Source organism: Natronomonas pharaonis DSM 2160, from assembly GCF_000026045.1.
GTDB lineage: Archaea > Halobacteriota > Halobacteria > Halobacteriales > Haloarculaceae > Natronomonas > Natronomonas pharaonis.
The window spans coordinates 1,134,066-1,161,001 of the sequence record NC_007426.1; the positions used below are offsets into that span (position 1 = coordinate 1,134,066).

General features: G+C 60.6%; 31 protein-coding genes. 22 read left to right on the forward strand and 9 right to left on the reverse strand.

What is annotated here, in order from left to right; translation table 11 throughout:
* Nucleotides 1–155: 155 nt before the first annotated feature.
* From NP_RS05760 to NP_RS05815, 11 genes are all read left to right on the forward strand, one after another.
* Nucleotides 156–401, forward strand: coding sequence for a hypothetical protein (locus NP_RS05760; protein ID WP_011322884.1), 246 nt, complete (start codon nucleotides 156–158; stop codon nucleotides 399–401).
* Nucleotides 398–583 (forward strand): hypothetical protein, encoded by a 186-nt coding sequence (locus NP_RS05765; RefSeq protein WP_011322885.1) that lies wholly within the window; start codon nucleotides 398–400, stop codon nucleotides 581–583. The genes NP_RS05760 and NP_RS05765 overlap by 4 nt, the downstream gene beginning before the upstream one ends.
* An 85-nt stretch (nucleotides 584–668) precedes the next feature.
* On the forward strand, nucleotides 669–869 hold the full coding sequence (locus tag NP_RS05770; protein WP_011322886.1) for a hypothetical protein: 201 nt from the start codon (nucleotides 669–671) through the stop codon (nucleotides 867–869).
* A gap of 2 nt (nucleotides 870–871) precedes the next feature.
* On the forward strand, nucleotides 872–1,456 hold the full coding sequence (locus NP_RS05775; RefSeq protein ID WP_011322887.1) for a hypothetical protein: 585 nt from the start codon (nucleotides 872–874) through the stop codon (nucleotides 1,454–1,456).
* Between the two features lie 211 nt (nucleotides 1,457–1,667).
* Complete coding sequence (locus NP_RS14350) at nucleotides 1,668–3,365, forward strand: hypothetical protein (RefSeq protein WP_148215434.1); 1,698 nt, start codon at nucleotides 1,668–1,670, stop codon at nucleotides 3,363–3,365.
* A 112-nt stretch (nucleotides 3,366–3,477) separates the two neighbouring features.
* Nucleotides 3,478–4,875 carry a hypothetical protein gene (locus tag NP_RS05790; protein WP_011322890.1) on the forward strand — a complete coding sequence of 466 codons (1,398 nt, stop codon included), beginning with the start codon at nucleotides 3,478–3,480 and terminating at the stop codon, nucleotides 4,873–4,875.
* Entirely contained in the window at nucleotides 4,868–5,971 is a 1,104-nt protein-coding gene (locus tag NP_RS05795; RefSeq protein WP_011322891.1) for a hypothetical protein, read from the forward strand. The genes NP_RS05790 and NP_RS05795 overlap by 8 nt, the downstream gene beginning before the upstream one ends.
* Nucleotides 5,968–6,210 (forward strand): hypothetical protein, encoded by a 243-nt coding sequence (locus NP_RS05800; RefSeq protein WP_011322892.1) that lies wholly within the window; start codon nucleotides 5,968–5,970, stop codon nucleotides 6,208–6,210. Before NP_RS05795 ends, NP_RS05800 begins: the two co-directional genes overlap by 4 nt.
* Nucleotides 6,207–6,944, forward strand: coding sequence for a hypothetical protein (locus NP_RS05805; protein WP_011322893.1), 738 nt, complete (start codon nucleotides 6,207–6,209; stop codon nucleotides 6,942–6,944). Before NP_RS05800 ends, NP_RS05805 begins: the two co-directional genes overlap by 4 nt.
* Before the next feature lie 159 nt (nucleotides 6,945–7,103).
* Complete coding sequence (locus NP_RS05810; protein ID WP_049939817.1) at nucleotides 7,104–7,757, forward strand: recombinase family protein; 654 nt, start codon at nucleotides 7,104–7,106, stop codon at nucleotides 7,755–7,757.
* A gap of 171 nt (nucleotides 7,758–7,928) precedes the next feature.
* Nucleotides 7,929–8,786, forward strand: a complete 858-nt coding sequence (locus tag NP_RS05815) for a MutH/Sau3AI family endonuclease (protein ID WP_011322895.1) — start codon at nucleotides 7,929–7,931, stop codon at nucleotides 8,784–8,786.
* On the opposite strand, the gene NP_RS05820 is transcribed toward NP_RS05815, so the two are convergent.
* From NP_RS05820 to NP_RS05835, 4 genes are all read right to left on the reverse strand, one after another.
* Nucleotides 8,783–10,390 carry a DNA-methyltransferase gene (locus tag NP_RS05820; protein ID WP_011322896.1) on the reverse strand — a complete coding sequence of 536 codons (1,608 nt, stop codon included), beginning with the start codon at nucleotides 10,388–10,390 and terminating at the stop codon, nucleotides 8,783–8,785. The two genes, NP_RS05815 and NP_RS05820, sit on opposite strands and share 4 nt — an antisense overlap.
* Nucleotides 10,391–10,655: 265 nt before the next feature.
* A complete protein-coding gene (locus tag NP_RS05825) occupies nucleotides 10,656–12,335 on the reverse strand; it encodes a hypothetical protein (RefSeq protein ID WP_011322897.1) in 1,680 nt (559 codons plus the stop codon).
* 296 nt (nucleotides 12,336–12,631) lie between these two features.
* On the reverse strand, nucleotides 12,632–12,934 hold the full coding sequence (locus tag NP_RS05830) for a hypothetical protein (protein ID WP_011322898.1): 303 nt from the start codon (nucleotides 12,932–12,934) through the stop codon (nucleotides 12,632–12,634).
* Nucleotides 12,935–12,945: 11 nt separating this feature from the next.
* Nucleotides 12,946–13,269, reverse strand: coding sequence for a helix-turn-helix domain-containing protein (locus tag NP_RS05835; protein ID WP_011322899.1), 324 nt, complete (start codon nucleotides 13,267–13,269; stop codon nucleotides 12,946–12,948).
* 210 nt (nucleotides 13,270–13,479) lie between these two features.
* Here NP_RS05835 and NP_RS05840 point away from each other — a divergent pair, with 210 nt between their 5' ends.
* The 5 genes from NP_RS05840 to NP_RS05855 all read left to right on the forward strand — a co-directional run bounded on the left by NP_RS05840 (nucleotide 13,480) and on the right by NP_RS05855 (nucleotide 16,191).
* Entirely contained in the window at nucleotides 13,480–13,836 is a 357-nt protein-coding gene (locus NP_RS05840; RefSeq protein WP_011322900.1) for a PadR family transcriptional regulator, read from the forward strand.
* Nucleotides 13,833–14,171: a hypothetical protein gene (locus NP_RS05845; RefSeq protein WP_011322901.1), complete on the forward strand. Its 339-nt coding sequence runs from the start codon at nucleotides 13,833–13,835 to the stop codon at nucleotides 14,169–14,171. The genes NP_RS05840 and NP_RS05845 overlap by 4 nt, the downstream gene beginning before the upstream one ends.
* A gap of 69 nt (nucleotides 14,172–14,240) precedes the next feature.
* On the forward strand, nucleotides 14,241–14,495 hold the full coding sequence (locus tag NP_RS14355) for a DUF7563 family protein (RefSeq protein ID WP_162010748.1): 255 nt from the start codon (nucleotides 14,241–14,243) through the stop codon (nucleotides 14,493–14,495).
* A 119-nt stretch (nucleotides 14,496–14,614) separates the two neighbouring features.
* Complete coding sequence (locus NP_RS05850; protein WP_232503983.1) at nucleotides 14,615–15,580, forward strand: tyrosine-type recombinase/integrase; 966 nt, start codon at nucleotides 14,615–14,617, stop codon at nucleotides 15,578–15,580.
* A gap of 176 nt (nucleotides 15,581–15,756) precedes the next feature.
* Complete coding sequence (locus NP_RS05855; protein WP_011322903.1) at nucleotides 15,757–16,191, forward strand: hypothetical protein; 435 nt, start codon at nucleotides 15,757–15,759, stop codon at nucleotides 16,189–16,191.
* Here the strand turns inward: NP_RS05855 and NP_RS05860 are convergent.
* Nucleotides 16,188–16,445, reverse strand: a complete 258-nt coding sequence (locus tag NP_RS05860; protein ID WP_011322904.1) for a hypothetical protein — start codon at nucleotides 16,443–16,445, stop codon at nucleotides 16,188–16,190. The two genes, NP_RS05855 and NP_RS05860, sit on opposite strands and share 4 nt — an antisense overlap.
* Nucleotides 16,446–16,530: 85 nt before the next feature.
* Between NP_RS05860 and NP_RS05865 the strand changes: the two genes are divergently transcribed.
* Both NP_RS05865 and NP_RS05870 read left to right on the forward strand, forming a co-directional pair.
* Nucleotides 16,531–17,817 (forward strand): GTP-binding protein, encoded by a 1,287-nt coding sequence (locus tag NP_RS05865; protein WP_011322905.1) that lies wholly within the window; start codon nucleotides 16,531–16,533, stop codon nucleotides 17,815–17,817.
* Nucleotides 17,818–17,832: 15 nt separating this feature from the next.
* Nucleotides 17,833–18,030 carry a DUF7511 domain-containing protein gene (locus tag NP_RS05870; protein WP_049939525.1) on the forward strand — a complete coding sequence of 66 codons (198 nt, stop codon included), beginning with the start codon at nucleotides 17,833–17,835 and terminating at the stop codon, nucleotides 18,028–18,030.
* A 39-nt stretch (nucleotides 18,031–18,069) separates the two neighbouring features.
* Here NP_RS05870 and NP_RS05875 read toward each other — a convergent pair whose 3' ends face one another.
* From NP_RS05875 to NP_RS05890, 4 genes are all read right to left on the reverse strand, one after another.
* Nucleotides 18,070–18,795, reverse strand: a complete 726-nt coding sequence (locus NP_RS05875; RefSeq protein ID WP_011322907.1) for a universal stress protein — start codon at nucleotides 18,793–18,795, stop codon at nucleotides 18,070–18,072.
* Entirely contained in the window at nucleotides 18,792–20,168 is a 1,377-nt protein-coding gene (locus NP_RS05880; RefSeq protein ID WP_011322908.1) for an APC family permease, read from the reverse strand. The genes NP_RS05875 and NP_RS05880 overlap by 4 nt, the downstream gene beginning before the upstream one ends.
* A 69-nt stretch (nucleotides 20,169–20,237) precedes the next feature.
* A complete protein-coding gene (glmS, locus tag NP_RS05885) occupies nucleotides 20,238–22,022 on the reverse strand; it encodes a glutamine--fructose-6-phosphate transaminase (isomerizing) (RefSeq protein WP_011322909.1) in 1,785 nt (594 codons plus the stop codon).
* On the reverse strand, nucleotides 22,022–23,212 hold the full coding sequence (locus NP_RS05890; RefSeq protein ID WP_011322910.1) for a sugar phosphate nucleotidyltransferase: 1,191 nt from the start codon (nucleotides 23,210–23,212) through the stop codon (nucleotides 22,022–22,024). Before NP_RS05890 ends, glmS begins: the two co-directional genes overlap by 1 nt.
* Nucleotides 23,213–23,333: 121 nt before the next feature.
* On the opposite strand from NP_RS05890, the gene NP_RS05895 reads away from it, so the two are divergent.
* The 4 genes from NP_RS05895 to cofH all read left to right on the forward strand — a co-directional run bounded on the left by NP_RS05895 (nucleotide 23,334) and on the right by cofH (nucleotide 26,926).
* Nucleotides 23,334–23,531: a hypothetical protein gene (locus NP_RS05895; protein WP_011322911.1), complete on the forward strand. Its 198-nt coding sequence runs from the start codon at nucleotides 23,334–23,336 to the stop codon at nucleotides 23,529–23,531.
* A 45-nt stretch (nucleotides 23,532–23,576) separates the two neighbouring features.
* Nucleotides 23,577–24,815: a tRNA pseudouridine(54/55) synthase Pus10 gene (locus tag NP_RS05900; RefSeq protein ID WP_011322912.1), complete on the forward strand. Its 1,239-nt coding sequence runs from the start codon at nucleotides 23,577–23,579 to the stop codon at nucleotides 24,813–24,815.
* Between the two features lie 20 nt (nucleotides 24,816–24,835).
* Nucleotides 24,836–25,474: a ribonuclease HII gene (gene rnhB / locus NP_RS05905; protein ID WP_011322913.1), complete on the forward strand. Its 639-nt coding sequence runs from the start codon at nucleotides 24,836–24,838 to the stop codon at nucleotides 25,472–25,474.
* A 108-nt stretch (nucleotides 25,475–25,582) separates the two neighbouring features.
* Nucleotides 25,583–26,926, forward strand: a complete 1,344-nt coding sequence (gene cofH / locus NP_RS05910; RefSeq protein ID WP_011322914.1) for a 7,8-didemethyl-8-hydroxy-5-deazariboflavin synthase subunit CofH — start codon at nucleotides 25,583–25,585, stop codon at nucleotides 26,924–26,926.
* Nucleotides 26,927–26,936 lie beyond the last annotated feature (10 nt).

The window sequence follows — 26,936 nt, forward strand, 5'->3', positions numbered from 1 at the left end:
GGACGGTACTGAGCGATGCAGCGAGTGCGGAAGTCGGGCCGTGTTTCTAACCTACGAGAGTCGAGAGGATGGTCGTTGCGCACATTGCCGACTTGGAATCCCGTGGGTGAACAGCTCGGTAGACACGGATACCGACCGTTCGGGAGGGTCGGACGATGAGTGAGCCACGCGGAGACGGCGGCACTGAGCGAACGCCCCAAGGAAGCGTTCATGAGCATGACTGTGTCGTCTGCGGGACGTTGGTCCGATACGTGGACTTTTGCCCCCACATTGTCCTCTGCTTAGACTGTGGGTACCCCGACCCGGCTCCGTGTGTCGAGGCCGACGAGGACGGCTATGCTTACATCGTTACCAACGACATGACCAAGGACGACACCGACAACACGGAAGATAACCGATGAGCACAACCGACGACCGCGAACTGATTTGTCTGACGAGCCGGAGCGCAGTCACAGACGCCGGGAGCGTTCGCGTCAACATCCCTGCCGAGCTGCTGGACGCGGTCGACACCGACCCCGACGACATCGAGGACGTGATTATCCGCGGCTACGACGACGGCAACGTCGAAATCCGGCTACCTTAGTTCCGTCGTCGACATTCGACGAAATCCGTCTCTTTTCTGCGATTTTCCGACTTACTTCTAGCCGGAGCGATATTACCAACCTGCGATGTCTCGCAACGATGTGACTGGTATGGCCCTCTCGGCCGTGCTGGCACTTTCGGCGCTTAGCTGGACCGCTTACGGACTTTTCGGCTTCGACGTTTTCAGCCTAATGGGTCCCGAAATGACCGGCGGACTGGCAATGATAATCGGCGGCCTCGGCGCATACGACGCCGCAGACACCTTCGGCATCATCGACAACTGCTGACAATGAAACGAACAACCCTCATTCTGACCCTGACAGTCGTGCTGGCAACCACGCTCGCCGGAGCCGCCGCTGCTCCGGCACTCGCAGAGGAAACGAACGACGACTATGTCGAACTCACGTTCGACGAGGTAGACGACGGAATCGTCGTCGAGGCGGTCGACACCAACACCGACCACGATGTTACCAACGTCGACGACGAGCTACCGGACATCGACCTGTCCGGCCTTGAGAACGGGACCACAGTCACGTTCGAGTGGGACGCTGTCGACGCTGACGAGCTGCAAATCGAAGACGAAGACGGCGACGTGCTCGAAACCGACGACGCCGAGGAACTGAGCGACGACACCGGAACGCTGGAAGTCGACTGGAACGACAGCCTCGACGACGACGCCGACGCCTACCACTTCGACAACGCCGCCCTCTACGACGACGACGAAGACGCGGTCGGCACTATCGGTGGGAGCTTCTTCGGTGGCGGAGTCGGCGACATCGGCGACGACATCGACAACACCAGCCTCGGTATCGGCGCGGTCGGCGCGCTCGTGCTCGTGGTGGGCGGTATCGCGCTCGCCGGGAGGGCCAACTAATGCAGCTCCTTGACCGGCATCTCCGGGCCGAGGAGATGGCGCTGTATCTCGCCGGAGCCGCGACGGCGCTTGCAGGGGCCGCGCTCGCCGCGGGGGTGACAGTATGAGCGCCGACGTTGGTAAGTCCGGCAGCACCGACGGCGGGGAGCCTGAGACATACCACACGGCGGGGGCCAATATCGGACAGTCTCGACTCTCTCGGCGTGGCTTTGTGCGACTTTCCGCCGCTGCTGCCGGAACAGCTCTCGCTGCTGGCGCTGGCTCGAAAGCCGGACTCAACCCCGTCGGGAACGCTCAAGCAATCCCACCCATCGCTATCGGAGCTGCCGCTGTCGGTGGCTCCGCTGCTGTCGGCTGGGCACTCCGCGAGTACGAAGTAGCCGGCAGTGACGACCCTCCTGAGGGCCTTACGCCTGAGGTGCTGCATGAACGTGTCTACGACATCGTACGCACTCGCCAGAGCACCAACGGCTCCTCGTTCACGGATAACCGAAACATCCTCGAAGGTATCGAACACACAGCATTCGCAGACGGTAAAATAGCAGCTATTGAGGCTCTTAACGACCCACAGAGTCAGGACGAGGTCTACAACGCTGCTGAACAGGCCGCTGACGAGTACGCAACCACCGTAATGAAAAACTTCCTTCAGGGATGGAATGAGTCCCTCAATGAGCTTGGTAATCTCATTAATACCCTTGAAGAACATCCTGAGACGGACGTTGAGGGTACTCTAGTAGCAACACGCCAATCCAATGCTGATTTCCCTGATTACAACTATTCAGACCCTCCTGAAATCGATGACGAAGAACGCGAAATAGAGCTTCCAGACGGTTCTTTCGACGTTGAACGTGTCCGACGTGAAGGAGAGCCAAGGTCTTGGGACCCAGCTAAACATGACGGCTCCAGCCTCGGAACCCAAGACGGTTGGGTCTACTGTTCCATCAGTGATGAGGATGATGTACATTATCTTCGATTCACTGAATGGAATGAAATCTATGAAGAGATGGTCCAACTCTTCACTGACGTACGTTCTGGCCTTTCTCTCTGGGTAGAAGAGGTCTACGATAGTGTTCAAGCCGGTGAGCTTGATACCGAAGAGCTTCTGACTCCCCGTGAGCTGGCCGAGATGACCGCCGACGAAGAGGACTTCAATCAGGCGATTTCCGACCTGATGGCACTCAACGTGTCCGTCGACCTCGAACGAGAGGCTGAAGTCCATATCCCCGAGCTGGACGCGACTGTCTACGGTCAGATTGCCAAAACTGGCTCTGGTTCCCTCTCAACCGGCACTGTTAATCCCGACGAGGAGGATGAAGACTTCTACCTCACGTATGACGTTTCGGAAGGCTCCGGCGACTGGGGAGCCCACGAAACCGGAATCGACGGTGGCACTATCACGTTCACATCTGAACCGTGGGAAGAAACCGTCTACCACGTCCATACCGTCGCTGGTGAAACCGCCGAAATCCTCGCTTCTGACTTCGAACATGACGAAGAAGAGGATGAATGGACCTACAATGCGAGCAACCAGCTGGACGATGCAATCAGCGACATCGAGGACGTGGAATACTTCGCTTCGACCGAAGAAACCCAGTACGAAACCGTCCGACTGACGGGACCGTTCGAGATTATCACGTTCACTGACTCGGACGGGAACGAACACGACGAAGCCGACTTCACCCGGTCCGAAACCCAGACTGACGACAACTACATCACCGAAGAGGAATGGAAAGAACAGCAAGAGCGCCACGAAGAGCTAATCGAACAGTACGAAGACGCTCAGAGCGGCGGAGGTATCGACCTCGGAGGCCTCGGCGGCTGGTTCTCCGGTGTCGGACAAACGGCCGCCGCAGCCGGCGCTGGCGTGCTGGCCCTGATATTCGCCGGTATCGCGCTGGGGGGCGAGTGACGATGCTCCGGCTGCTCGGCACGGTCGCCGCGGTCGGCCTGTCGGCGTGGGCTCTTGAGACGGCTGGCTACATCGACGTGCTGCCGGTCTGACGACGCCGAAGTTACCAACGATGAAACGGACACTAACTGTCATCTTTGTTTTTGTCGCTGTCGTCGGCTGTCTCACGGCGCCCGCCGCTGCTCAAGCCGAGACACCAACGCCGACACCGGACGGCGACGAGGTACAGACGGTCGAGCACCAGCTCGGGAATAGCGATGTGCTGGAAGTCGACTGGACCGACCGCACGGCCCATATCACCATCGAGGCAGACAGTCGCGCTCGGGTGTCCATCACCGACGCCGGAGCTATCGACAACCTTGGGTCGGGAGGTAGCCAACGCATCGGCTTCGAGACATACACAATCCCGCCCGGCGAGACCCGCGAAATCCAGTTTACCACCGCGAGCGACCCGGTAATCACCATTCAGGAAGGTGGCGAAATGGTGGGCGCGAGCGGCGACCGGCAGGTCCTCGATATTGTGACCGGAGCCGCGACCGTCCAGCTCATCCAATGGTCGGGCTTCTCCGGGGTCGCCGGAACGTTGCTGTCGGTCGGCCTGTCAGTCGGACTCCTGAAACGGCGACACCAAAACAGTTACCGCGAGCTTACCAACGACGAACGACACCGCATTGAACGGGACCCAGTCGACGGGGTCCTCGGTCGCATCAAGCGTTTCCTGTCGGACCATTACGTCGCTATCGCGCTGGCCGTCGCCTTCGGCCTCTACGCGCTCCTGTCGGCCTTCGGCGTGGTTCGTGGGCCGGTCGAGTTTTGGAACGACCTCGCCGACGCACACCGCGTGATTGTCGCCGGGACCGTCGCGACAATGCTGCTGGCGATAGCGCCGGCGTTCGCGCTCGTGAGCCGCGTATGGAACCCCGACCTGAAATTCGTGCTCGATGTCGATGTCGACGATATGATTCAGTCGGCCCGCGGGGTCGAGCCGGAAGACGGCGGCTTTGCTGTCTATTCCGGCCCGCCCGAGCGAATCCGCGAAATGGAGCTGCGGAACGCCGACCGAGACGCCGGCAAGAGCAAATCGGAGTCGCCCGGCGGCCCGGCCGTCGTCGTCCGCGATTTTGACCCGGCAGACAACGAAGCCGATGGAACGTGGCCCGGCCTCGCCGACGACCGCGAGTTAGTGAGCGAGCAGGCCAAAATCCGAGACAACCGAAGCCGGCTGCTCGATAGCGCCGAGCTGGGCAAGAACCTGCTTCGAGAGATTAGCGGCATCAGCATCGCCAGCGATATTGCATCAACCCGCGCTGTCGACAAAGCCGTCCGAAACGCGCTGTCGACGGACTCCGGCGCTGTCGATGAAATCCTCGATGAAGCGGCCGAAGGGACCCGCTGGGAAGAATATTACACCCCCGGCGAAGTCGCCGACGACGACCGCGCCGACCACGCCAACGAATCGCCCGACGACCAAGACGACGTTACCAACGACGAGACAGACACCAATGAGTAACTCAGGCTATCAGGCTGCAGAGCTATCAGACAAGATTCGAGACGGCGACGTTGGTGCCCACATCGACTCGGTGCTGGCTGACGACCAAGACATGGGCCACGTGATGCTGATGATGGAAAAGGCCGGTGTTGACGACGGTCCGCTGGCGGAGATGCTGTCGCGAAAGGGGCAGACCGATATGCTCCGAAAGGCTCGCCAGAACGGCGATGTGGCTTCGATGAACGCCGCTACCGGCCTGTCTGAGTCGAGAGTCGACGCGACCGGCTACGAAATGCTACTGAGCCGCATCGAACCGGCAGCACAGCAAGCCCTGATTAAAGGCCCGAAGGGGTCCGGCAAGACCACGAAAGCCTTGGACATCGCTCGCCGGCTATACACGCGATTTGAGGGAGAGCTGTCGATAGCGACCAACATCAAAGGCCCCGACGAGCACGACGACGTGCAGCTCGTCGAGTCGGTTAGCGAAATGCTGGAATGGAACCGGGACACCGACGGCGAAAAATTGATGATAGGAGACGAATGGAGTACGACTGTCAATGCCCACGCTGGCGGCGGAGACGCCCGTAAGACCTTCAGCCAGTTTATTAACGCCCTGCGGAAAGGCCGCGGGGGGTCAACGCGACTACTGGTTATCGGCCACGAGCACGACACCGACATCGCCAAAATCCTACGGACGCAGAGCGACGTAGTGATTCGAGCCGATGGGAAGGTCGACGAAGGACTCATCGCCTGTGCGACCGTCTACGACGGCTGGACCGATTACGTCGAAGACGACCACGCCTTCCAACTCAGGGGCCTGCAGGATGTGCCCGAAAACGGCCCTTGGGGCACCGATACCAACTACTTCGCACACTTCGAGCTGGATCTAGACGAACCGGACAAGCAAATCCGCAAAGGCAAGCTCATCGACGACTGGGAAGCCTACCAAGACGACGCTACCAACGACGGCGACGATGAACTTGACCCGCTACCCTGTCGCGGGATTAAGGACGACGGTACCGACTGCGGCGCTATCACCAAGCACGAGAGCGGCTTTTGTGCGCATCATCGGGACCAATGGACCGGCGACGACGACCCGCGGAGGCAAGACGAATGACTGACGACACCGAGCTTACCAACGACGACCGAATCGACGAATTGACCGCGGAAATCGACGACCTCGAAAGCCGGCTGGACTATCTCGCCGACCTCACGGTCGACCGCATCGACCCGCCGGACCACGTCGACGAGCAAGTCCTTCGGGGGAGTCTGAAGGTCGACCGGCGAAAGGTCCGCACCAAACTGGACACCAAGCGCCGCCAGCTCGAAGCCGCGCGGGAGGCTACCAACCGATGACCATCATAACCAAGCAAATCAACGGACACGGCCCGTATGCGTACCGAGTGACATGGACCGGCGACGACCACCATTGGGAGTATCTGGGGCCGGCCGGGAAGGTCGACCCGGCCGACCTCACCGACCGCGAGACAGCCCAACTCCGCGCCGAAGGCTTCGCACTCGCCCGGTTCCGCGAAACGTCCGAGGAAGAATTTGGCGACCTTGAGACGGCTAACGCCGTCCGCGACGAACTCGGCGACGACCTCTTGGCCCCGACCGACGACCGCCGCGACACCGTCGTCGAGGTACTGGACGACGAGCTGGACGCCGACGAACGAGCGTACCTTGAGGGAGCCGCCGCGGAATCGCAGGTTCGCGAAACTTACCAACACGGACAGGCCGAACTCACCCGCGCCGAACGCCGGGATGTCGACCCGGACAACATCATGCACGCCCGGTCGGCAAAGGCGATTTTGCAGGGCGAGGGAGTCGACGACTGGCGGGCGTACTACGACCCGGAGCTTACGCCGTCCGAACACGTCGACGTAGCCGAGCAGGCCCGCAGAGACGAAGCAGGAGCACGAGCCGACCGAGACGCCGCACGGGACACCAGACAGGCCGCAAGCCAATTCGCGGCCGCACAGGGAGCACGCGCCAACCACGTCAGAGAAGCCTGTCGAGACGGCGAGATGGAAGCCTGTCGCGAACTGCAGGAAATGGGCGAGCCGCTGCCGGACTCAGTCGAGGTGTGACGAGCTTACCAACGACAACGACGCTTCGCGCCCGCGCGCATAGCCGGGGGGTCAGGGGTGGGGGTGTCACTCCCTACGAGCCCGAACCCTGCCCAAGAACCCACGTTCCTGAACAGACTGGCCGTAAAGACTAGATACTATAAGAGCCTCGGCGTGTCCGTGACCGTCGCCTGTTACGTCCGCGTTTCGACCGCGGACCAGAATCTCGACCGACAACTCGAATCGACCAGCAACTACGCACAAGATGAACTTGGAGCGGCACTCGGGGATATCGACACCTACCGAGACAAGTCGACCGGCACTGATACCGAACGGCGCGGGTACCGTGACCTCGTCGCCCAGCTCGAAGCCGGAACGGTCGACGCCGTCGTAGTGCACGAAATAAGCCGCCTTGCCCGGTCGCTGCAGGACCTCGAACGGACTGTTAGCCGCGTCACCGACGCTGGCGCGGAAATTCACTTTGTCCGCGACGGTCTCGTCTTCGGTGACGGGAAAGAAAAGCCGATGCAGCGGCTTCAACTCCAGATGCTCGGCGCGTTCGCGGAATGGGAAGCCCGAGTCAAGCAGATGAACACCCGCGAGGGTATCGCTGCTCGGCAGCAAAACGATGAGTATCACCACGGACCGGCCCCGCTCGGCTTCGAGAAAGACGATGGCCGACTCATCGAGACCGACACCTATCACGAAGTCGTCGCGGTCCTCGATATGGTACAAAAAGACGAGCTGTCAAAGCGGAAGGCCGCCGGCCGGCTTGATTGTTCCCGGTCGACCATCGGCCGGGCGCTGGACCGACGCGAACTGTACGGATTGTAATCAGCTGTCTTCTCTTTGCCTTCGGTACTTGAGCCACCCCTATTCGCTGCTTGAGGTTCTTCTATAACACCGGTCAGTAGGTAATCCGTGCTATACAGATATGTAAATGAAAGTGACTGTATTCTTGGAAAGGTTATTTTGATGTATAGTTATCTCAATCGCTAGCACGCCATGTTTGATTTACCGTCCGGGCCTGACGCCGAGCAGGAAGACATTCTTCGTGCCACGAACGCACTACTGGGTCGCTCATTCGGAGAGATAGACGAAGAAATACAGGGGATGGCAGACGACGAACGTGCCCGGTCAAAGCACGGCGTAGCAAATGTCATCGAGAGTGGGTATTTTAATATAGAGACAAACTCCTCCGCAGAACCGGACTTTGGCAAAGCTGGTATCGAACTCAAGGTTACACCGTTACGACTGACAGGGAATAATGAGCTGGTCCGGCCGAAAGAGCGGCTTGTGCTCTGTATGTGCGATTACATGGAAGTCGTTGATGCCGACCACTGGACCGATGTTCCTGCACTTCGGAAAAAGCTTGAGCAGGTACTGATAATCTGGTATATACATATTGTTGGCCAGGACCGACGTACCTACCCCATTGTGTGGTGGACACTTTGGGAACCGATGACCGAACCTGAGTGGTCCGAGATTATCCAGTCTGACTTCGAAATCTGCAAGAAGCGCATTTTGAACGGTGAGGTACCGAGCGAAAAACACACTCAGCTCCTCGGAACTTGCCCGAAGCATGGCGGAGGGTACGACCGCGAAAACCCAGAAGAATCTCCGCGGTCTTCCCGAGTTGCCCAAGACGCACATCCAACGCTCGATTATGCTGAGAAACGTGGCTGGTCAATCGGACTCGGGGGCTGCATGGACCTCTTTGAGTCCGCAACTGGCCTTGAAAAGGCAAGTCGTGGGCGCGCCAGCGGCATCGAATTAACTGCGCTTTGGGGAGCGGCCCAAGAGCGTACGCCGCACGATATCCCAAGGTTTAGCGATGCAATAAATGAAGACGATGACAGCTAGAAGTCGGTTATTCTCGCACCAGCAGAGTCAGCAGTAAACGGCTCTATTTCATTGGCCACCTCTTTGCCGTCCTCATCCACGTTTATATATAGGTTAGAGAGGACCGGAGGATAACTGTAGGCAACGTGCTTTTCACGCCAACTGTCGGGGTTGGCTACAAGCTTCGTCCAGTCGTCAAGAGACACCTTCCCAGCAGGGTAATTGAACGAGTTTTTGTTATAGACATAATGCGAGTCAGACTCATAATCACCAGCCGCTTCGTCTAGGAACTCTGAAACTGTTAGAACGCTCAGTTCCGCATCTATCGGCATATCACTACAAGGCTCATTTTCCTGAGACCGCTGCAGGAGTTCCTCAACATGCCGACAGTCGCTTGAATCCATATCGTCATCTAATACGACTGCAATAGAGCTTGAGACGCGTTCCGTATCTCGGTCACCGAGGACAGATGAATCTCTCTCGCCAGACACGAATATGGTGTTAATCCCGAGGTTGCTCATATCTCGGTCCTCAGCATCGTCGGGGAATGATTGGAGCAGCTTCCGCGGATATATCAACTGTCGAAGCCGCCATACTTTCTTTGCGAGCTGAGCTTGCCGGTCTTGCAGTGTGTGAGATTCCTCACGCCGTTCGTCCCACTCTTCAAAAATTTCCCCACGTAGGTCCGGGTACGCTTCCACAAATTCCTCGCTCAATTCAAACCCAAGCGGCCACCGCCCCATGGCTTCGCTTTGTCCAAGTACCGTTCCAGTCCCTCCGAATGGGTCGAAGACCACGTCATCCGGCTCCGTCGTCAGATGTACAATGCGCTCGACAAGCTCGCGAGGGAACGGTGCCGGGTGGTCAATTGTCATGTCGCTCCAGCCCCCCTGAGTCGGAGTTACCATCTCCCAGATGTTGTCGGGGACCATCCCACGGGGATGGTATCGTTCGGGGTAATCAATCCACCAGTCTTTGAATTCGGCTGGGTCAGCGATGCGGATTTTGTCTAAGTCGAAATGGAAGTCATTCTGCTTGCTAAAGCAGAGTATATATTCGAACACATTGCGGAACTTCCCAGTCCCACTGTACGGCAGCGCACGCACTTTGTCCCAAATGACGATGTCCTGAAGAACCCACGAGCCTTCAGTCGCATCGTACTCGAAGCCACAGTCATCAGAGCAGTATAATATACCAGTCTCTCTATCCTTATCTAGAGGAGCGCCGCACTCATCGCAGGTTGTTTTGTCTTCGAGATTCTCGCATACGTCGGCGATATCGGTCGGAAGGCGAACGGTGCGGCCGCCCTTTTTGAATGTGTTAACGACGACCCACAGTGAGCCGTCGGGCTTCGTCACGTCGTAGGTCTGTTTATAGATATCCCGGAGCTCCTCGAGATAGTCCTCATAATCATCACCCAGCCCGACTTGGAGTTCTTCATCGTAGCCGTAGTCCTTCACGTCTGCATATGGAGGCGATGTTATCGTAACATCGACTAAAGCGTCATCTACATCGGTGAACGCCTTGGACAGGGTCTCATAGAGGTTTCTGGTGTCCTCGTTATAGAACCCATATCCATCAGGTACCTCGCCATCGACGGGCCTGATGAGGGATGAATCGGTCATCTGGTTGCCGTAGAGTCGGTTGGTATATTGGTGCTGTGCTTCGTTCTGGCCCTATCTGCTTCTTTAATAAAACTCTACCCTCTGAACGAATTTCGAGCGTACTGAACTTTGTATCTCAATCGTTTATTTTGACTCGTTGCCCGAGCGGTGGTGCAGAATAGATAACAAGGCCTAACTCGGCAGATTTCGATTACCAGGTTCGTATAAACCGTACCGATGTTTGGGGAGAAGTAGTTGTTTACATCGGGGCGGAAACTTGTCTCACTCAAGAACCGAAATCCGATAGCTCAGAGTGTGGGCTGTCTTCCGCACCACCGCCACATTGCTCGATATGCTCGTCGAACCAGTCTTGGAGGTGGTCGGGGACGTCGTATCTGTCTAGGCGCTCGGGAAGTTCGCCTGAACGGGACTGCTCGGCTAGCTCTTCCTCCGTTTTATTTATTTCTGCTAACACCTTCAGAATGGCGTTCATTGGTTGGTCTCGGCCCTGTTTTCTGTATTGAGGACCTCCGCGCTCAATCGGATGGAAATTGAATCTGTAATTCACATCCTCCACGATGAATACGAGTGCCAGAAGCCACAGGAAGGCACGCCGGTTACTGTATCGTAGTTCGTCCGGGTTTGAATGGGGCGGCAGGTCGTCTGCCAGTTCCACAATCGCATCTCTAAGGTCAGTACCTCGGTCTTCGGCCCTATACAAACGATACAGAGCCTGCATGAACTCGCGACCGCTCGACTCACACAGGGCATTTCGCTTGACTTCGGAGAATATCTCTTCGAATGGTGCTTGGTCGATGTCGAATTCGAGTTGCTCTCCCTCAGGTCCCTCAATCAAACCTATGAAGTCCTCTGCGTCTTTCCTCCCGGGTTTCTCCACTAATACCCTCCAACCATCGAACTCATCGATGACTGTTTGCCTGTCGCCTGCTACCCCCTGCCGATACCCTGGAAGCGTCTCTCTTGCCCATTCACTGTGATTGAGCTTTCGGCGCTCATGGCTGGGGTCAAATCCTGGTCCGATATCATCCAGGTCCGAATGTCGGGGATGCATCTTGAATAGAATAAACCGCTCAGACCCAGAGACGTATTCACCAGCAATGGAAAACCCCCATTTGTCCAACCTAGCGACTATTTTATTTATTTCGGCGTCAGTGGTTGACTGTTCAGATACTCGCGCTAAGATACTCCCGCCACACGTCGCACTCGTTTGGATATCGAGTTCGCCTTGGACTTGGACTTCGTCCATCGCATAATCGGGATCTGCTTCACAGTGATGCCGCGGAGAAATCCGGGAAGACCCTGGAGGGACACGATTCAATATATTCTCGGTGATGAGCTGGTCCAAGGTCGCGTCTACATCTTCCCCGAAGTGAACAAGCACCGTGAACAGAGGCCCGTCTGAAATCGGTGTATGATTGAAGCCGCTACTATCAACGGTGTATTCAGACATATCGCTCACATCGAGAACGGGGCCTGCTTGGTAAGGGTGTGCAATATTGAAGCTTGCCCCAGACGCTCGCTCGGCGCCGTCGAAGAAATCCGGCAACTGGCTAGTTTCCCAGAAACCGTTCGTATTACTCACGGGTCGAACATTGTCTGGGTCATTCATCGAGGGAATCTTCGCTACCCGGCTTGTGTCCGCGAGGCGGCTCGCTAAGTACTCGGCATCAATATCGTCGTTAAACGGTGCCAGATAGCAGGGCTCTTCGCCTCGGAAATCGTCGATAGCCACTTCCACGTCGTTTGCGTGTGCCTCGGAAATATCATTGTGGCCAAGGAATCCTGCTGCTCCTTGAAGTGTCGGTGGATGCTCCTCGACACCGGCGAGCGTCAGCCCCCACCCGCTGTCGGCTTGGTCCTTCAGTAGCCATAGAACCTCGCGACGGGCAATTTCGGGAGTCGATGCAGGGTCCTTCTGAAACAAATATAGAGTCGTCGATGTCACGCTATCACCGAGAAAAAAGTCTCATAGTTAAATAAGTCTAGCACGATGAACTGTAATCTCTGCCAAACTATATTGTCGCGAATCCCATGTGATGGATAGACGCTTACCGAGCAACGAGACGTCTGTTCTTTGGAGACGGCTGGCTTCCGCTGAGGGCAGCATTAGCGCCCTAGCGACGGGACTCAAACTGGCTTTTTGCCAATTTAAGCACTTAGAGGGATTTAGATTCCATATAGGCGCTTCTTAGCTCTTCTATTTGATTCAGTTGAACGCGCGGTGAGTGGCAAGGATATGAGCTACAGGCTCTCTTTCAGACGCTTCGGATGCCGCGGGTGGGGATAGAGCTCGGCGTCAAGGTCGCCCTCCAGATACAGACGCCCCTCGGTAGTCAGCTGAACCATCCACCCGTTATCCGGTTCAACGGACACGAGACCAATATCAGCCATTCGTAGGCACCGCTCACGAATCTGCTGTTCAGTAACGTTGAGCGGGATTTCGACGGTCATCATCCCCGGAACCGACCACGGTTCTTCGTCAAGCAATTCCAGTATCCGTTCGTCAAGGCGGTCTTGCCAGCCTGCGTTCCGTCGAATCGTCATAGTTGGAGAACCTACGTGCCGTTTGCTTCACCTGCACTCTCCGCACCGTCGCTGTCTGCATCGGCTACATTACGGTCAAGATAGGCACCTCGCTCGGCGTCGTACTCTTCGTCGAGGTATGCCTCCCCTTCGTCAGTAATTATGTACACGCCATTCCCGAGATGTTTCAGGAGGCCGTGGTCAACGAGTTTCTTTGCCCGTTGACTGATATACGAGCGTGTCCACCGGACCCGCCCGCTGTTTGCCATCTCGCTCGGCGTACCTGATTCGTTCTCTGAGAGATATTCGAGAATCCTCTCATCGCACAGGACCATCCACTCCGCCGAGCGTCTCATAGGTGATTATAACCACCACGAAAAATATAGGTGACCAATATATTCTACTGAACTCCAAGAGTGGTGGGAAACTCACTGTTAACTATATTTTACAAGAGGTAATTGGTTACCCTACGAGGCCGCTGGCGATACCTGTCGCTCATCGTCGTGGTATCGTTGGGGCCGTGTCACCAGCACGACCCCTGAAATGCGGTTTCGTGGGATGAACCAATGGGTTCTGAAACCACAGCGGGCGAAGCCCGCACTGATACAGACGCACTGCCGAATAAAAAGCCCGCCGACCTCTCGAAGTTCCAGCTCCGCATCCTCGCAGTGCTGGCCGACGCCGGCGACGCCCCGAAGGGTGTCACCGTCAAGCGCCGTCTTCAGGAGTACTACAGCAGCGATGTCAACCCCGGCCAGCTGTACCCGAACCTCAACGAGCTGGTCGAGACCGGCTTCGTCGCCAAAGGTCAGAAAGACAAGCGCACCAACGCCTACGAGATTACCAACGACGGCCAGCAGGCGCTCACTTCGGAAGTCAAGTGGCTCGCTGCTCGCACCGCCGGCGTCGCGGAGGAAGCATGACAGGCGACCCACTCAGCCGGCTGTTCGTTGAAGACAGCGACGACCGCCCCGACGAGGTCGTCGTTGATGAGCTGACGACGATGGACGCCGGCGAGTTCGTCGCCCGGCTTGAATCGCTTGCCGAGGCGGCCGAGGCAGTCTCGACGATGGCCGGTGATGTGGAGCGGCTTCGGCAGACCGGGCTTTCGGATGAGGACGCCCGCGACCTGATTTACGGGCGGAACAACAGCCTCGCAAAACGCGACATTGAGGCGATGTTTGAGACGGTCGACGCGGTCGTATCCGGTCGCGCCGACCGCCCGGCAAAGCGCCTTCTGTCGGAGCTTTCCGGGTGAATCTCTCGGAGACAGAGGAGCTGATGGACGAGCTTGACCGCTTGAACCGGAAGTACGGAGGGATGGATGATGAGTAACGGTGAGTGTCTCAGCTGCGGGTCGCACGTCTCGCAGTCGTTCGTTCGGGTATTCGGCGACGGGGGTAACTTGTACGCCTGCCCGAGCTGCACGACCCGTGAGGCCATCAAGCGCGGGGCGGCTGCCGACCCGGACCACGACCGCCGCGTTACTGTGCCGCCATCGGACGCCCGCCGGCAGGCTGGCGACACGCCCCGGGCGACGTGGGACGGCAGACGCACCACCAGCCCGGAGGGCGTTCAGTGAGCCGGAACCGTAGCCGTGAGGCCCCGAGCGAGTGGTCGCCCCGGAACGCGGCGGAGCGGTATATCAAGCACCGAGCTTCGGACACGACGGAGTCGAGCCGGAGCGGCTGGTGGTACCGCTTGAAACTGTTCGTTGAGTGGTGTGAGGAAGTCGGTCTGGAGACGGTCAGCGATATTCAGCCGCTCGATATCGACGAGTATCACGATATCCGTGCTGAGGCAGTGGCTCCGGTCACGCTCGAAGGCGAGATGGCGACCTTGCAGGAGTACCTTCGGTACTTGGAGGGGTTGGACGCGGTCGCCGACGACCTCAGCGAGGCGGTTCATGTCCCGAATCTGGACGCGTCGCAGCGGTCGAATGACGTGAAACTCTCGACGCCGGAGGCGATGGCGATGCTACAGTACTTCCGCGAGACGCCGGCGGTTCGGGCGTCGCGGAAGCACGTGTTCTTGGAACTCGTGTGGTTCACCGGAGCCCGGCAAAGCGGCCTTCGGGCGCTGGACCTGCGGGATGTCCATCTTGATGATGCGTTCGTGTGGTTCAAGCACCGTCCGTCGGAGGGGACGGGGCTGAAGAACAATCTCGATGGCGAGCGGCCGGTCAGCTTGCCGTCGGGTGTGGTGGATGTCCTTCGGGAGTACATTCACGAGAACCGGAATAGTGAGACGGACGTTCACGGGCGAGCGCCGCTTTTCACCACGTTACAGGGTCGTCCGTCGGGTGACAGCGTTCGGAAGTGGTGTTATTTGGCGACTTTGCCGTGTTTGCATTCGGACTGTCCGCACGGGAAGGACCGTGAATCGTGTGATTGGACGGGCTACAAGTATGCGAGTAAGTGCCCGTCGACTAGGTCGCCGCACCGCATCCGGACGGGGAGTATAACTTACCAACTGAATATCGGCTTTCCGACGGAGGTGGTTGCGAATCGGGTGAATGCGTCGCCGAAGACGATTCGAGACCACTACGACAAAGCGGACCGCCAGGAGCGTCGCCGCCGGCAGCGCCGTCGTATGGAGTCTGACCGGCGTGGATACGTACAACAGATGGACTTCGATTATGAGAACGATATCGGGAGTGACGACTGAGATGCACAGCCAGCAAACAGGAGACAATCCGGCCGCAGTACCATTTTTTTCTCGGTCGCGCCGGCCCACTTTTCCCGCACTTCCATCAACGAATAACCCCGGCTGATTGCTGTCTCGGACGGGCATGACTCCAGCGGTCCCTGACGTTGAAATACGAGACTCACTAGCAGTGAAACATGCGAAAACCACGCGTCACCGACGACGAGACGCACCCAGCGGCGGACATTGACGCTGTCGTTGCTGACCCGGAGGACGTCGCCGAGCTCCTCCATCGTGAGCACACTGAGTCCGACCCACTCCGGAGCCACGGCTTCCGAATCGACCCGCCGCTCGAAGGAGATGTTCGGGCGGAGCCACACGTTCAGGACGGCCCTGTCCGCCACCAGGGCCAAGCGCCGCAGCCGATTCACCTTCCGCCGGCAACCTTCGTCGCCAATGAATCCGGCGACCATCCGAACGAGACACACCTCGAACCACCGACGGAGGCCCCTGACGAGGAGTGGCGCTCGGCGGTTGAGGAAGCATTGATATCGCCAGTCCGAGTCTCATTCGACGACCGGACGGGCAACGAAGTCTGGGTAACCGCCCGATACGAGTCCGGAGACAGCTAGACGGCCCGCTGTGCCTCCTTTCTAAGCGACGACTCCAGTGCCCGGTCTTCGGCCAGCAGCTGTAGCTCTGCTCTCGCGTTCGTCTCAACGAGCCCCTCCAAGGCCTGCCTGCGGAACGTCCCGCGCAGGCCGGCCGTCTGCACGAGTACCCGGAGGTTCGTCTTCTCGCCGCTTTCGACCAGTCGCTCAATGGCCGCGAGACGCGCATCGCGGTCGACGTTCGACTTGACGACAGTGCGGAATGCCTCTGACATCGCCTGTATCTGCGCCCGCCGAAATAATAAAACTGTCCTTAGGAATAACAAGATATATTAGAATATGGTCTGTATATGATATTAGATGAGCGAGCAATCGACACCAGTGACGGTGCTGTCCGGGACGCTCGGTGCCGGAAAGACGACCACGCTCAACCACCTGCTTCGGGAGAGCGGCGGCCGCGAGCTGGCGGTCCTCGTCAACGACATGGGCGAGGTCAACGTCGACGCCGAACTCGTCGCCGAATCGTCGGATATCTCGGCGGAAGAAGAAGAGCTCGTCGAGCTGTCGAACGGCTGTATCTGCTGTGAGCTCCGGGGTGACCTACTGGACGCCATCGGCGCGCTCACGAGCGAGCGGTCCTACGACGGCATCGTCGTCGAATCGACCGGCGTCGCCGAACCGCTGCCGGTTGCCCAGACGCTGACGCTCGGGTTCGACCAGTCCGACCTCGACCCGACGGAGTTCTACGAGGAGACCGGCATCGAACCGCTCGAGAACTGCCACCTCGATACGACGGTCACCGTCGTTGACGCCCATCAGTTCCAGTCGGCGATGGAGTCCGACGAAATACTCGATGACGACGGCACCGAAAAGCATCTCGGCGACCTGCTCGTCGAGCAAGTCGAGTTCTGTGACGTGCTGGTGCTGAACAAGTGTGACCTCGTCGATGAAGCGACGCTTGATGAAATCGAGGCCGTGCTGGAGACGCTCCAGCCCCGCGCTGAAATCATCCGGACGACCCACGGCGAGGTCGATGTCGATACTGTCGTCGATACGGGTCGGTTCGACTTCGACGAGGCTCGGCAATCGGCCGGCTGGCTGCAGGAGCTACAGGAGCCACACGCCTCTGCCGAGGAGGAACACGGTGTCGGCTCCTTTGTCTTCGAGGCCCGGCGGCCGTTCCACCCGGAGCGGTTCGCCGAACTGCTCGATGACCTTCCGTCGTCAGTCGTCCGCTCGAAGGGCCACTTCTGGCTCGCCGGCCGCGAGGAACTCGCAATGTCGTTGAACGTCGCTGGAGAGTCGATTCGCATCGCCCCCGGCGGCCGCTGGATTGCAACGCTGCCACCAGAAGAGCGGGCAGAGCAGTTCGAGGCGCACCCGGAGCTGGAATCCATGTGGGACGACGAGTGGGGCGACCGCGGCACGCAGCTTGTGGTCATCGGTACTGAGATGGACGCAACATCGCTTGAGGACCGGCTTGCTGACTGTCTCCTCACAGACGAGGACATGGAAGCCGATTGGTCGGCATTCGAGGACCGGTTTCCAACCTTTGAGCGTCCCGAGGCCGAGCCCGAAAAAGCGGATGCCGACGAGGCCGAACAGGCGGGCACCGACGACTCCGAGGAAATCGGGCTCGCCGACTGAGTGATATCTCCCGCCGTGACTGATACCCGCAACCCAGCACAACCGACCCGCGACGCCCCGACACCGGTCGAGAACTACCGGGCCGCCGTCGAGACGGACGACGACGGCACAACGACCTGTACCATCTATTCGACCGCCCCCGCTGACACCCTCCTGACCACGTGGATTTCGGCCGACGGCGACAGTTTCTGTTCGCTGGCCGAAATGCGGTAGGTCCGCCGCCTGTCGGCGTTCCTCCGTCTACCTGCTGTGTTATTTTTCGACCGGCGGCCGCCGAACGATGACGACCGGAACAGCGGTCTGTTCGGCGACTCGTTCGGAGGTATCACCGAAAATGCGGTCCCGGATCGTCGGCTCGTCCTCGCCGACGACGAGGAGGTCGTGCTCGTTGGCGGCTGCAACGAGCGCCGAAAGCGGTGCATCGTCGGCCTCAATGACCGTCCGGAACCTCGCCTCGTCGAGGCCGGCTTCGACGAGAGCGCTACCGAGCGCCCTCAGCGCCTGCTCAGCTTCCGCAGTGTCTGCATCGGGCGTGGCGGCGTGATACAGCGTTGCGCTCGCGTCGGTCGACCGCAGCAGCGCTGCCACCGTTGCGGCGATGTTCGGGACGTTGATACCGCCACGAATCGCCACGAGCACGCTTTCTGCGGCTGTCGCCGGTGCTGGAAACAGTATCGCGACGCGGTCGATGTCGGTGGCGACCTGTTCGATGGTCCGCTGTGAATCGTGGGTAAACGTGAGACGGGTCTCGACGGCCGCGCCGGCCGCCGCGAACGTCTCGGCGACTGTCTCCAGCGTCTGTCTGGCGTCGTCCTCAAACTGGTCGCGGGCCTGTTTCGGCGCGGTCTGGTCGGGAATCTCGACGACACCGACCACCAACACCGGCAGCGGCGACAGAAACGCCGCCAGCGTCTCCGGAACCGACTCTCGACCACGGACGTCGACCGGAACGACGATTGTCGGGGGGGTCGATGTCATTGCAACTCCTCCCGCAGTGATACGTCCTCCGCGTACAAAAAGTACCATCCGACCGCGACCACGGCGATAACGGCACCAAGCCGGCGGGATATCGGCTGCATGTAGTAGATGAGGCCGAAGCTCGCCAGCCCACCGGCGATAGGAACGGCTGGATAGCCCGGACATTCAAACGAGGGCTGATACCACGCGGGCTCCTCGTGACGGAGTTTGAGCAACGCGAGACACATCAGCCCGTACATTACGAGGTGGAGAAACGACGCCACTTCGGCCAGCACTTCGGTGCGGCCAGCGGCGACGAGTAGCACGGTCACACCGCCGGCAAACGAGAGCGCGAAGTGCGGCGTTCCGTACCGATGGCTCAGTTCGGCCGCCTGTGGCGGAGCGAGCCGGTCAGCGCTCAACGCGTACAGTGTCCGCGAGGCGCTGAGTATCGAGGCGTTCGCGCTGGAGACAGTTGCTAGCAGCCCGGCCAGTAGGACGCTCGCCGCACCGAGCGGGCCGAGATACACCCGCGCCACCTCTACGATGGCCGTCTCACCCATTGGGCCGATGGTCTCCGGGGCAAACGTACTGCCAGCGATAAGCAGCGTGACGACATAGAGGATGCCGACAAGCACAACCGACCCCACCATCGCCAACGGCAGGTTCCGGTCCGGCTCGACGATGTCCTCGCCGACGGTGGCTATCTGTGCAAAGCCGAGATACGACGTGAACACGAGCGCCGCCGTCGTCAGCACCGGCTCGTATCCGGCGGGTGCAAACCCCGTCGCTGGCTCTCGGTCACCCACGACGCCGAGCAGTTCGAGGCCGCTGGCAGACAGGAAGACGGCGAGGATAGCGAGCAACAGGCCGACAACGGCGTTCTGAAGCGTTTCCGTGTTCTCGGTGCCGAGGATGCTTATCGCCGTTAGACCGATACCGGCCACGATGCCGAGCAGGGCCGCCGCGGTGATGGGTCCGACGGCGACCGGTGGCTCCCCGACGACCCCAGCCGCTTCGAGTATCGAGACGGCGTACTCGCCGAACCCGACGAGATAGAACGCCGAGGCGAACACCAGCCCGAACCCGAGGCTAACGCCGACGACGGCCCCTGGCAACGCGCCGAGGCTTCGTGAGATGAAATAGTAGCCGCCGCCGGATTTCGGCATCGCGGTCGCCAGTTCCGCAGTCGGCAATGCGACGAGCAACGCGATTACTGCACCGATGGCAAACGACAGCGCTGCAGCCGGTCCGGCACGACCGGCGGCCAACCCTGGGAAGACGAAGATTCCCGCGCCGATCATCGTACCAACGCCGATAGTCAGCGCGCCGGCCAGACCAACGGTCCGGTCGAGGTCCGACTCCGAGGTGACTGCCTGCTGTTCCGGTGGCACGTGTCCGTAACATTACACCAATTGAATTAAGCCCGCCCTCTGTGACCAGTGGCTGGGATTTGCCGGAGGTCACTCTACCGTGACGCTCTTTGCGAGGTTCCGGGGCTTGTCTATCGGCCGCCCGAGCGCGGCCGCCGTATGGTAGGCAAAGAGTTGGAGTTGAACGTTTGCGAGCACTGCCGCCGTTCGCTCTTCGGAGTCGGGTATTCGGAGGACGTGGTCGGCGTACCGGTCGGCCTCGGAACGGCCGTCGGTGACAACGACGACGGGGGCTCCCCGCGCCTGTACTTCTTTGATGTTGTTGACCGTCTTGCGTGCTGCCTCTCCATCCCCAAGAACGGTGGCCAAAACCGGTGTCTGCTCTGTCACGAGCGCCAGCGGCCCGTGCTTGAGTCCGCCTGCGGGGAACCCCTCCGCGTGCTCGTAGCTGATTTCTTTCAGCTTCAGTGCGCCTTCCAGCGACACCGGATAGGCGAGTCCGCGGCCGATGAAAAAGTAGGCCTCGCTCCCGAGATACGACTCAGCGACTGCTTCCGACCGAGAGTTGTCGAGGACGGCCTGGACGTCGCTCGGCAGGCTCCGGAGGGCGGCAATCGTCTCCCGGTCCGTAGTGTCTGCCGCCAGCCACTCGGCGAGCAACGCCAGCGTCGTCTGTTGGCCGGCAAACGTCTTCGTCGCTGCGACCCCGATTTCCGGCCCCGACCGAATGTAGCAGACGTGGTCACACTCCCTTGCGAGCGTTGATCCGACGGTGTTTGTCACCGCCAGCGTCTCCGCCCCTGCGCCGCGTGCTGCCCGTGTCGCCGCCAGCGTGTCTGCCGTCTCGCCGCTCTGTGAGACCCCAACGACGAGCGCCTCACCCGGTGGTGGTGACAGCGCGTACTCGTGGGCGTGATATGCGTCAGCCGGAATCCCGGCCACTCGGAACAGCGACGCCCCGTATAGAGCCGCGTGATAGCTCGTCCCGGCGGCGACGAGGTGAAGACGCTCCGGGGACAGCCGCGACAACTCCTCGAACTCGATTCTGCCACCGAGTTCGTCAACGCGGCCGCGGAGACACTGCCGGAGCGCCCGTGGCTGCTCGTGAATCTCCTTGAGCATAAAGTGCTCATAGCCGCTCTTGCCGGTCTCTTCGGGACTCCAGGGGACGGTCTCGACCGACTTTTCGACCGGCGTTCCGTCGACTGTCGAAATCTCCCAGTCGGTCGGTCGAAGCACGGCGACCTCACCGTCATCGAGATAGATTACTTGGTCGGTGTATTCACGGAACGCTGGTACGTCGCTTGCGAGGTACGTTTCCCCGTCGCCGATGCCGACTACGAGCGGCGAATCCTGTCTCGCAGCGAAAACAGCGTCTTCCCCCGAAATGACGCAGGCAACAGCATAGCTCCCGTCGAGCCGCTCTATGGCCGCCCTGAATGCGGCCTCAGGCGGCTGTTTTGCTTCCAACTCGGCTTCGATGAGGTGCGGGATGACTTCGGTATCGGTTTCGCTCTCGAAGCGGTGCCCGTCGGCTTCGAGCTCTGTCCGAAGCTGTCGATGGTTCTCGACGATGCCGTTGTGGACGACAGCAACATTATTTTCGCAGTCGGTGTGGGGATGCGCGTTGCCGTCCGTCGGCGGGCCGTGCGTGCTCCACCGGGTGTGGCCTACAGCGACCGTCCCAGAAATCGGCTCCGATTCGAGCGCGTTTTCAAGCGCATCTAGCTCGCCGGCTCGCTTGACGACACTGAGGCTGTCGCCGCCGGCGGCGATACCGGCCGAATCGTAGCCCCGATATTCGAGGCGTGAGAGCCCGTCGGCGACTCTGTCGACCGTCGACTGCCCGTTCACACAGCCAACGATACCGCACATCAGCGAACCACCTCAGCCTCGTCTGCAACGTTGGCCTCAAGCACAACGCCAGCGGCGACAGTCGCCCCCACCCCGATGAGCGCCCCATCTGTAACCGTTGCTCCGCCCCCGACGGTCGCCCGGTCGGCGATAACCGCCCCAAGTCGTTGCTGTTCGAAGATGTCGTCGCCGACCCTGATATCACCAGGGCCGCCGGGGACGGCAACACCGGGGCCGACGCTGGCGGCTTCACTAAGGACACAATCACACAGTATCGAACCCACGTCGGCTCTGCTGTCCGAGTCAAGCAGCGAATCCCGCACTGTTGTGTTTGCGCCGACGGTCACGTTCCGCCCGACGGCAACATGCGGGCCGACGACGGCACCAGCAGCAACCTCCGCATCCGGCCCGACGACAACCGGCGGCTGCAGCGTCGCGGCCTCATGGACCCGTGCGCTGTCGGCAACCCAGACCTGCGGCTCCCGTTCCTCGATGGCGACTGCCCCGGCTTCGAGCAGCTCCCGGAGTACAGCCAGCAGGTCCCACGGATAGGTGGCGTCGACCCATAGCCCGGCTGTCTCGACTGCGTGTACCGCTTTGTTTTCCAGCAGCGTCTCAACGACTGTGGGGAGCTGCAACTCACCGCTAGGACGCGGCATCCGTTCGATGGTCTCAAAGACCGCCCTGTCAAAAGCGTAGACTCCGGCGTTGATATGGCTGAACGGCCCGGCACTGGGGGCGGGCTTCTCGTAGAACGACCGGAGCCGCCCATCCGATACCTCCACAGCTCCGTATTTTGAGGGCGTCGGATGCTCGATGGCAGCCAGCGTCGGCGTGCCGTCGAACGCCGTGCGGACATCATCGACTATCGGTTCGCCGATGACGCGGTCACCGTTGACGACGAGCACCGGCCCGTCGACCACCGGTGCAGCCTGTTCTAAGGCGTGAGCGCTGCCGAGTTGCGTTTTCTGATGGACATACGTTATCGGCACCCCACGGAAGTCGTCGCCGAAGTGGCTCTGTATCCGCTCGCGTCGATAGCCGACGACGATACAGAGCCGCTCGATGCCGCAGTCGACGAGCACGTCGAGGACGTGTTCGAGAATCGGCCGACCGGCCGCCGGTAGCATCGGCTTCGGCCGGGTCCTCGTCAGCGGTCGTAGCCGCGTCCCCTCGCCCGCCGCGAGGACGACCCCTGTACTGATATCCATACCACAACGTCCGCCCGGCGCGGAATGAACCTGTCGGCGGCGGGGACACCCGCTCGGCGATTTCCGGCAACCACTGGTGGGCGTCGGTACACATTCCATCCCACGCGCCCTACACGACAGTATGGCACGCGACTACCCGAAGGAAGCCCCAGCGGGTGTTCCGCCGGAGGACCGCGAGCGAGCCCGGGAGCTCCAACACGAACTGGTCGTTCTAAAAGCCCGGCTTGAATCGGCGACCTTCGACCAGCAGGAGGCCTACCGGCGGGCGATACGCGACCGGCGCGAGGAGCTACGGTCGCTCGTCGAGACCGACACATAACCGTCGAACACAACACCGAAGGCGACCGGCCACCGATACCTGCCAATGACGGTTCTCGACGCCGCCCGTGACGCGCTTGATTCGGGTCCGGTCTGTAACGCCTGCCTCGGTCGGCTCTTTGCCGACCGGAGCTTCGGACTCACAAACGAGGCCCGCGGCCGGTCGCTCCGAACAACCATCGCTCTGGAAGACGACGAACCCTACGAGGAACCAGAGGCAGACTGTTGGGTCTGTGAGGGCATTTGTGACCGCTTCGAGGAGTTCGCCGACCGCGTCGTCGATGCCCTCGGTGAGACGGAATTATACACATATCAGGTTGGAACACGCGTCCCGCCACTTGTGGCCGAAAACGACCGCCTGCTCAGAGCCGAGGCAGGTCTTGCGGAAGACGCTGGCGAGCCGCTCAAAACGGAACTCAACCGCGAGGTCGGCCGCCGGGTCGGCGCGCGGCTCGACGCCGATGTCGACTTCGAGCGGCCGGACGTGCAGTTCCTGCTGGACCTTGATGCCGATACGGTCGAAGTACAGCGCAACTCGCTTGCCATCTACGGCCGCTATCGGAAGCTCGAACGCGACATCCCACAGACTGAGTGGGACCGCTACGACGAAAGCGTCGCGGAACTCATCTCGCCGCCATTTCTCAGTGCGTTCCGCGGTACGGAGGCTGTCTTCCACGGCGCTGGTCGCGAGGACGTGGACGCGTTGATGCTCGGGACTGGCCGTCCCTTCGTCCTCGAAATCAAACAGCCCCGCCGACGGCAAGCCGACCTCGAAGCGCTCCGGGAAGAGGCCCACGACCACGCCGACGGCAAGGTCGAAATCGAGAACCTGACCGCCGTCACCTACGAGATGGTCGAACGCGTCAAAGAACACGACGGCGACAAGACCTACCGGGCCACAGTCGAGTTCGGTGCGGCCGTCGACGAGTCGGACTTCGAGGCGGCACTGGCCGAACTTGACGGCACGACAATCGAACAGCGGACGCCCCACCGGGTCGACCATCGGCGGGCAGACCTCGTCCGGGAACGGACGGTTCTAGATATCGACGGTGAACTGGAAGCCGACCACGCCGCAACCGTCGAGGTCCACGGCGAAGGAGGGCTCTACATCAAGGAGCTGATGAGCGGCGACGAGGGGCGCACCGAGCCGAGTCTTGCCGGGTTGCTCGGCGTCGGGGCGACCGTCACTGCCCTCGATGTCCTTGCTGTCGAGGGCGTCGATGAGCCGTTCCTCACCGACGACTACCGGCTCGAACGCGACGGAGAGCCGGTCTCCGGAGCGTGACACCTGCTGACGGGGACGGCGTGACCCCGCTTGTCGGCGTCGACGAGGCTGGCAAGGGTCCAGTCGTCGGCTCGATGTTCGTCGCCGCGGTGCGTGCGCCCACCGAGGCGCTCCCGGACGGTATCGACGACTCGAAGCGGCTCACCGACGACCGACGAGAGGCCCTAGCCGACCGACTACGGGATGCCGACCGTATCGATGTCGCCGTCGTCGAGTGTCAGCCCGCCGACATCGACGACGCGAATATGAACGACCTCACCGTCGCGGCACACGCTGCGGCTCTCGATGGCGTCGCTGCATCCGGCGAGACGGTGTTGTGCGATGCCGGCGATGTTGACGCCGGCAGGTTCGCCGACCGGGTCGCAGCCGCCGCCACCCTTGACGTTTCGGTCGCTGCCGAGCACGGCGCTGATGGCAGCGACGACCTCGTCGGCGCGGCCAGCATCATCGCCAAATCCGCCCGGGAACGTCACGTCGAGCAACTCAGCGAACAGTACGGCGCGGTCGGCAGCGGCTATCCGAGCGACCCGACGACGAAAGCGTTCCTCCGGGAGGCGTTCGAGCAGGAGGGCGGCTTCCCGCCCTGCGTCCGTACCTCGTGGTCGACCTGTGAGCGGATACGCGCCGAGGCCGAACAGACCGACCTCGATGGGTTCTGACATCGTCTGACGCCGGGAGGGCACTCGGACTCCACCGAGGGCGTTGTCGACACCGGGGACGGCTGCCGGTCCCGGTGGGGTTTTTACCGTGCAGTCTGGAGGGGTGGTATGGACGCCTTCGAGGCGTCGGCGAACGTGCCGGCGGAACTACAATTTGAGCGCCGGCCCGTGACCGACCAGTCCTTCGAGAACGCTCTCGAGAAGGCCCGCTCGGGGGTCCGGCTCGATGTTGATGACGCCATCGAGCTGTTGACCACCAGCTCCGACACCGAGGGCATCGACCAATCGCGGAAGGAGCTGGTATTAGAGGCAGCCGACCGCCGCCGCGCCGAGGTCGTCGGTGAGGAGGTTACCTTCGTCGCCAACCTCAACAACAACGTCACCACCGCTTGCAACGTCGGGTGCCTCTTCTGCAATTTCAAGGACGCCGCCCAGCGCTTCGAAGCGGACTACGACGGCGACAACGCCGGCTTCACCAAGACGCCGGCGGAGTCACGCGAGGTCGTCGCTGACGCTGTCGACCGCGGCATCTACGAGGTCACCTCTGTATCAGGCCTTCACCCGGCACTGGCACTGGACGAAGAGCACCGTGAAATCCTCTCGGCGGCCGACGACGGCCACAACTACCAGCCCCCCTCGACCTACGAAACCGACCCGGGCACGTACGTCGACCAGCTCCGGGCGATGAACGTCGACGACGTCCACATCCACTCGATGACACCCGAGGAGGCCTACCACGCCCGACGCGGTACCGACTGGGACTACGAGACGGTCTTTCGGCGGCTCAGCGACGCCGGACTCGACTCCGTCCCGGGAACTGCCGCCGAAATTCTCGTCGACGAGGTCAGAGACGCCATCTGCCCGGGGAAAATCGGCTCCGACGAGTGGCTCGAAGCGATGACCGCTGCCGCCGAGGTCGGCCTCGACACCACGGCGACCATCATGTACGGCCACGTCGAAAACGAGGCCCACCGGGCGATACATCTCGACCGCATCCGTGACCTGCAGGACCAAACCGGCGCGATAACGGAGTTCGTTCCGCTGTCGTTCATCCATCAGGAGACGCCGCTGAAGGAACGCGGACTCGTCGACGGCGGTGCGTCAGCCCACGAAGACGAACTGATGGTTGCCGTCTCGCGGCTCTATCTCGACAACATCGACCACATCCAGTCGTCGTGGGTCAAGTACGGCGATACGCAGGGGTTAAAGATGCTCAACTGCGGTGCCGACGACTTCATGGGGACGATTCTCTCCGAGGAGATTACAAAACGGGCAGGCGGCGACTACGGCGAGTTCCGGTCGATACAGGAGTATGCCGATATGATAACCTCCATCGGCCGCGTGCCGGTTGAGCGTTCGACTGACTACGAGACACGGCGCGTCGTCGACCCCGATGCCTCCTCTGTCGGCCCGCGACTCGGCCCCCGAGCGGACGGAACACCACTCCTGTGACCGCCTTCTC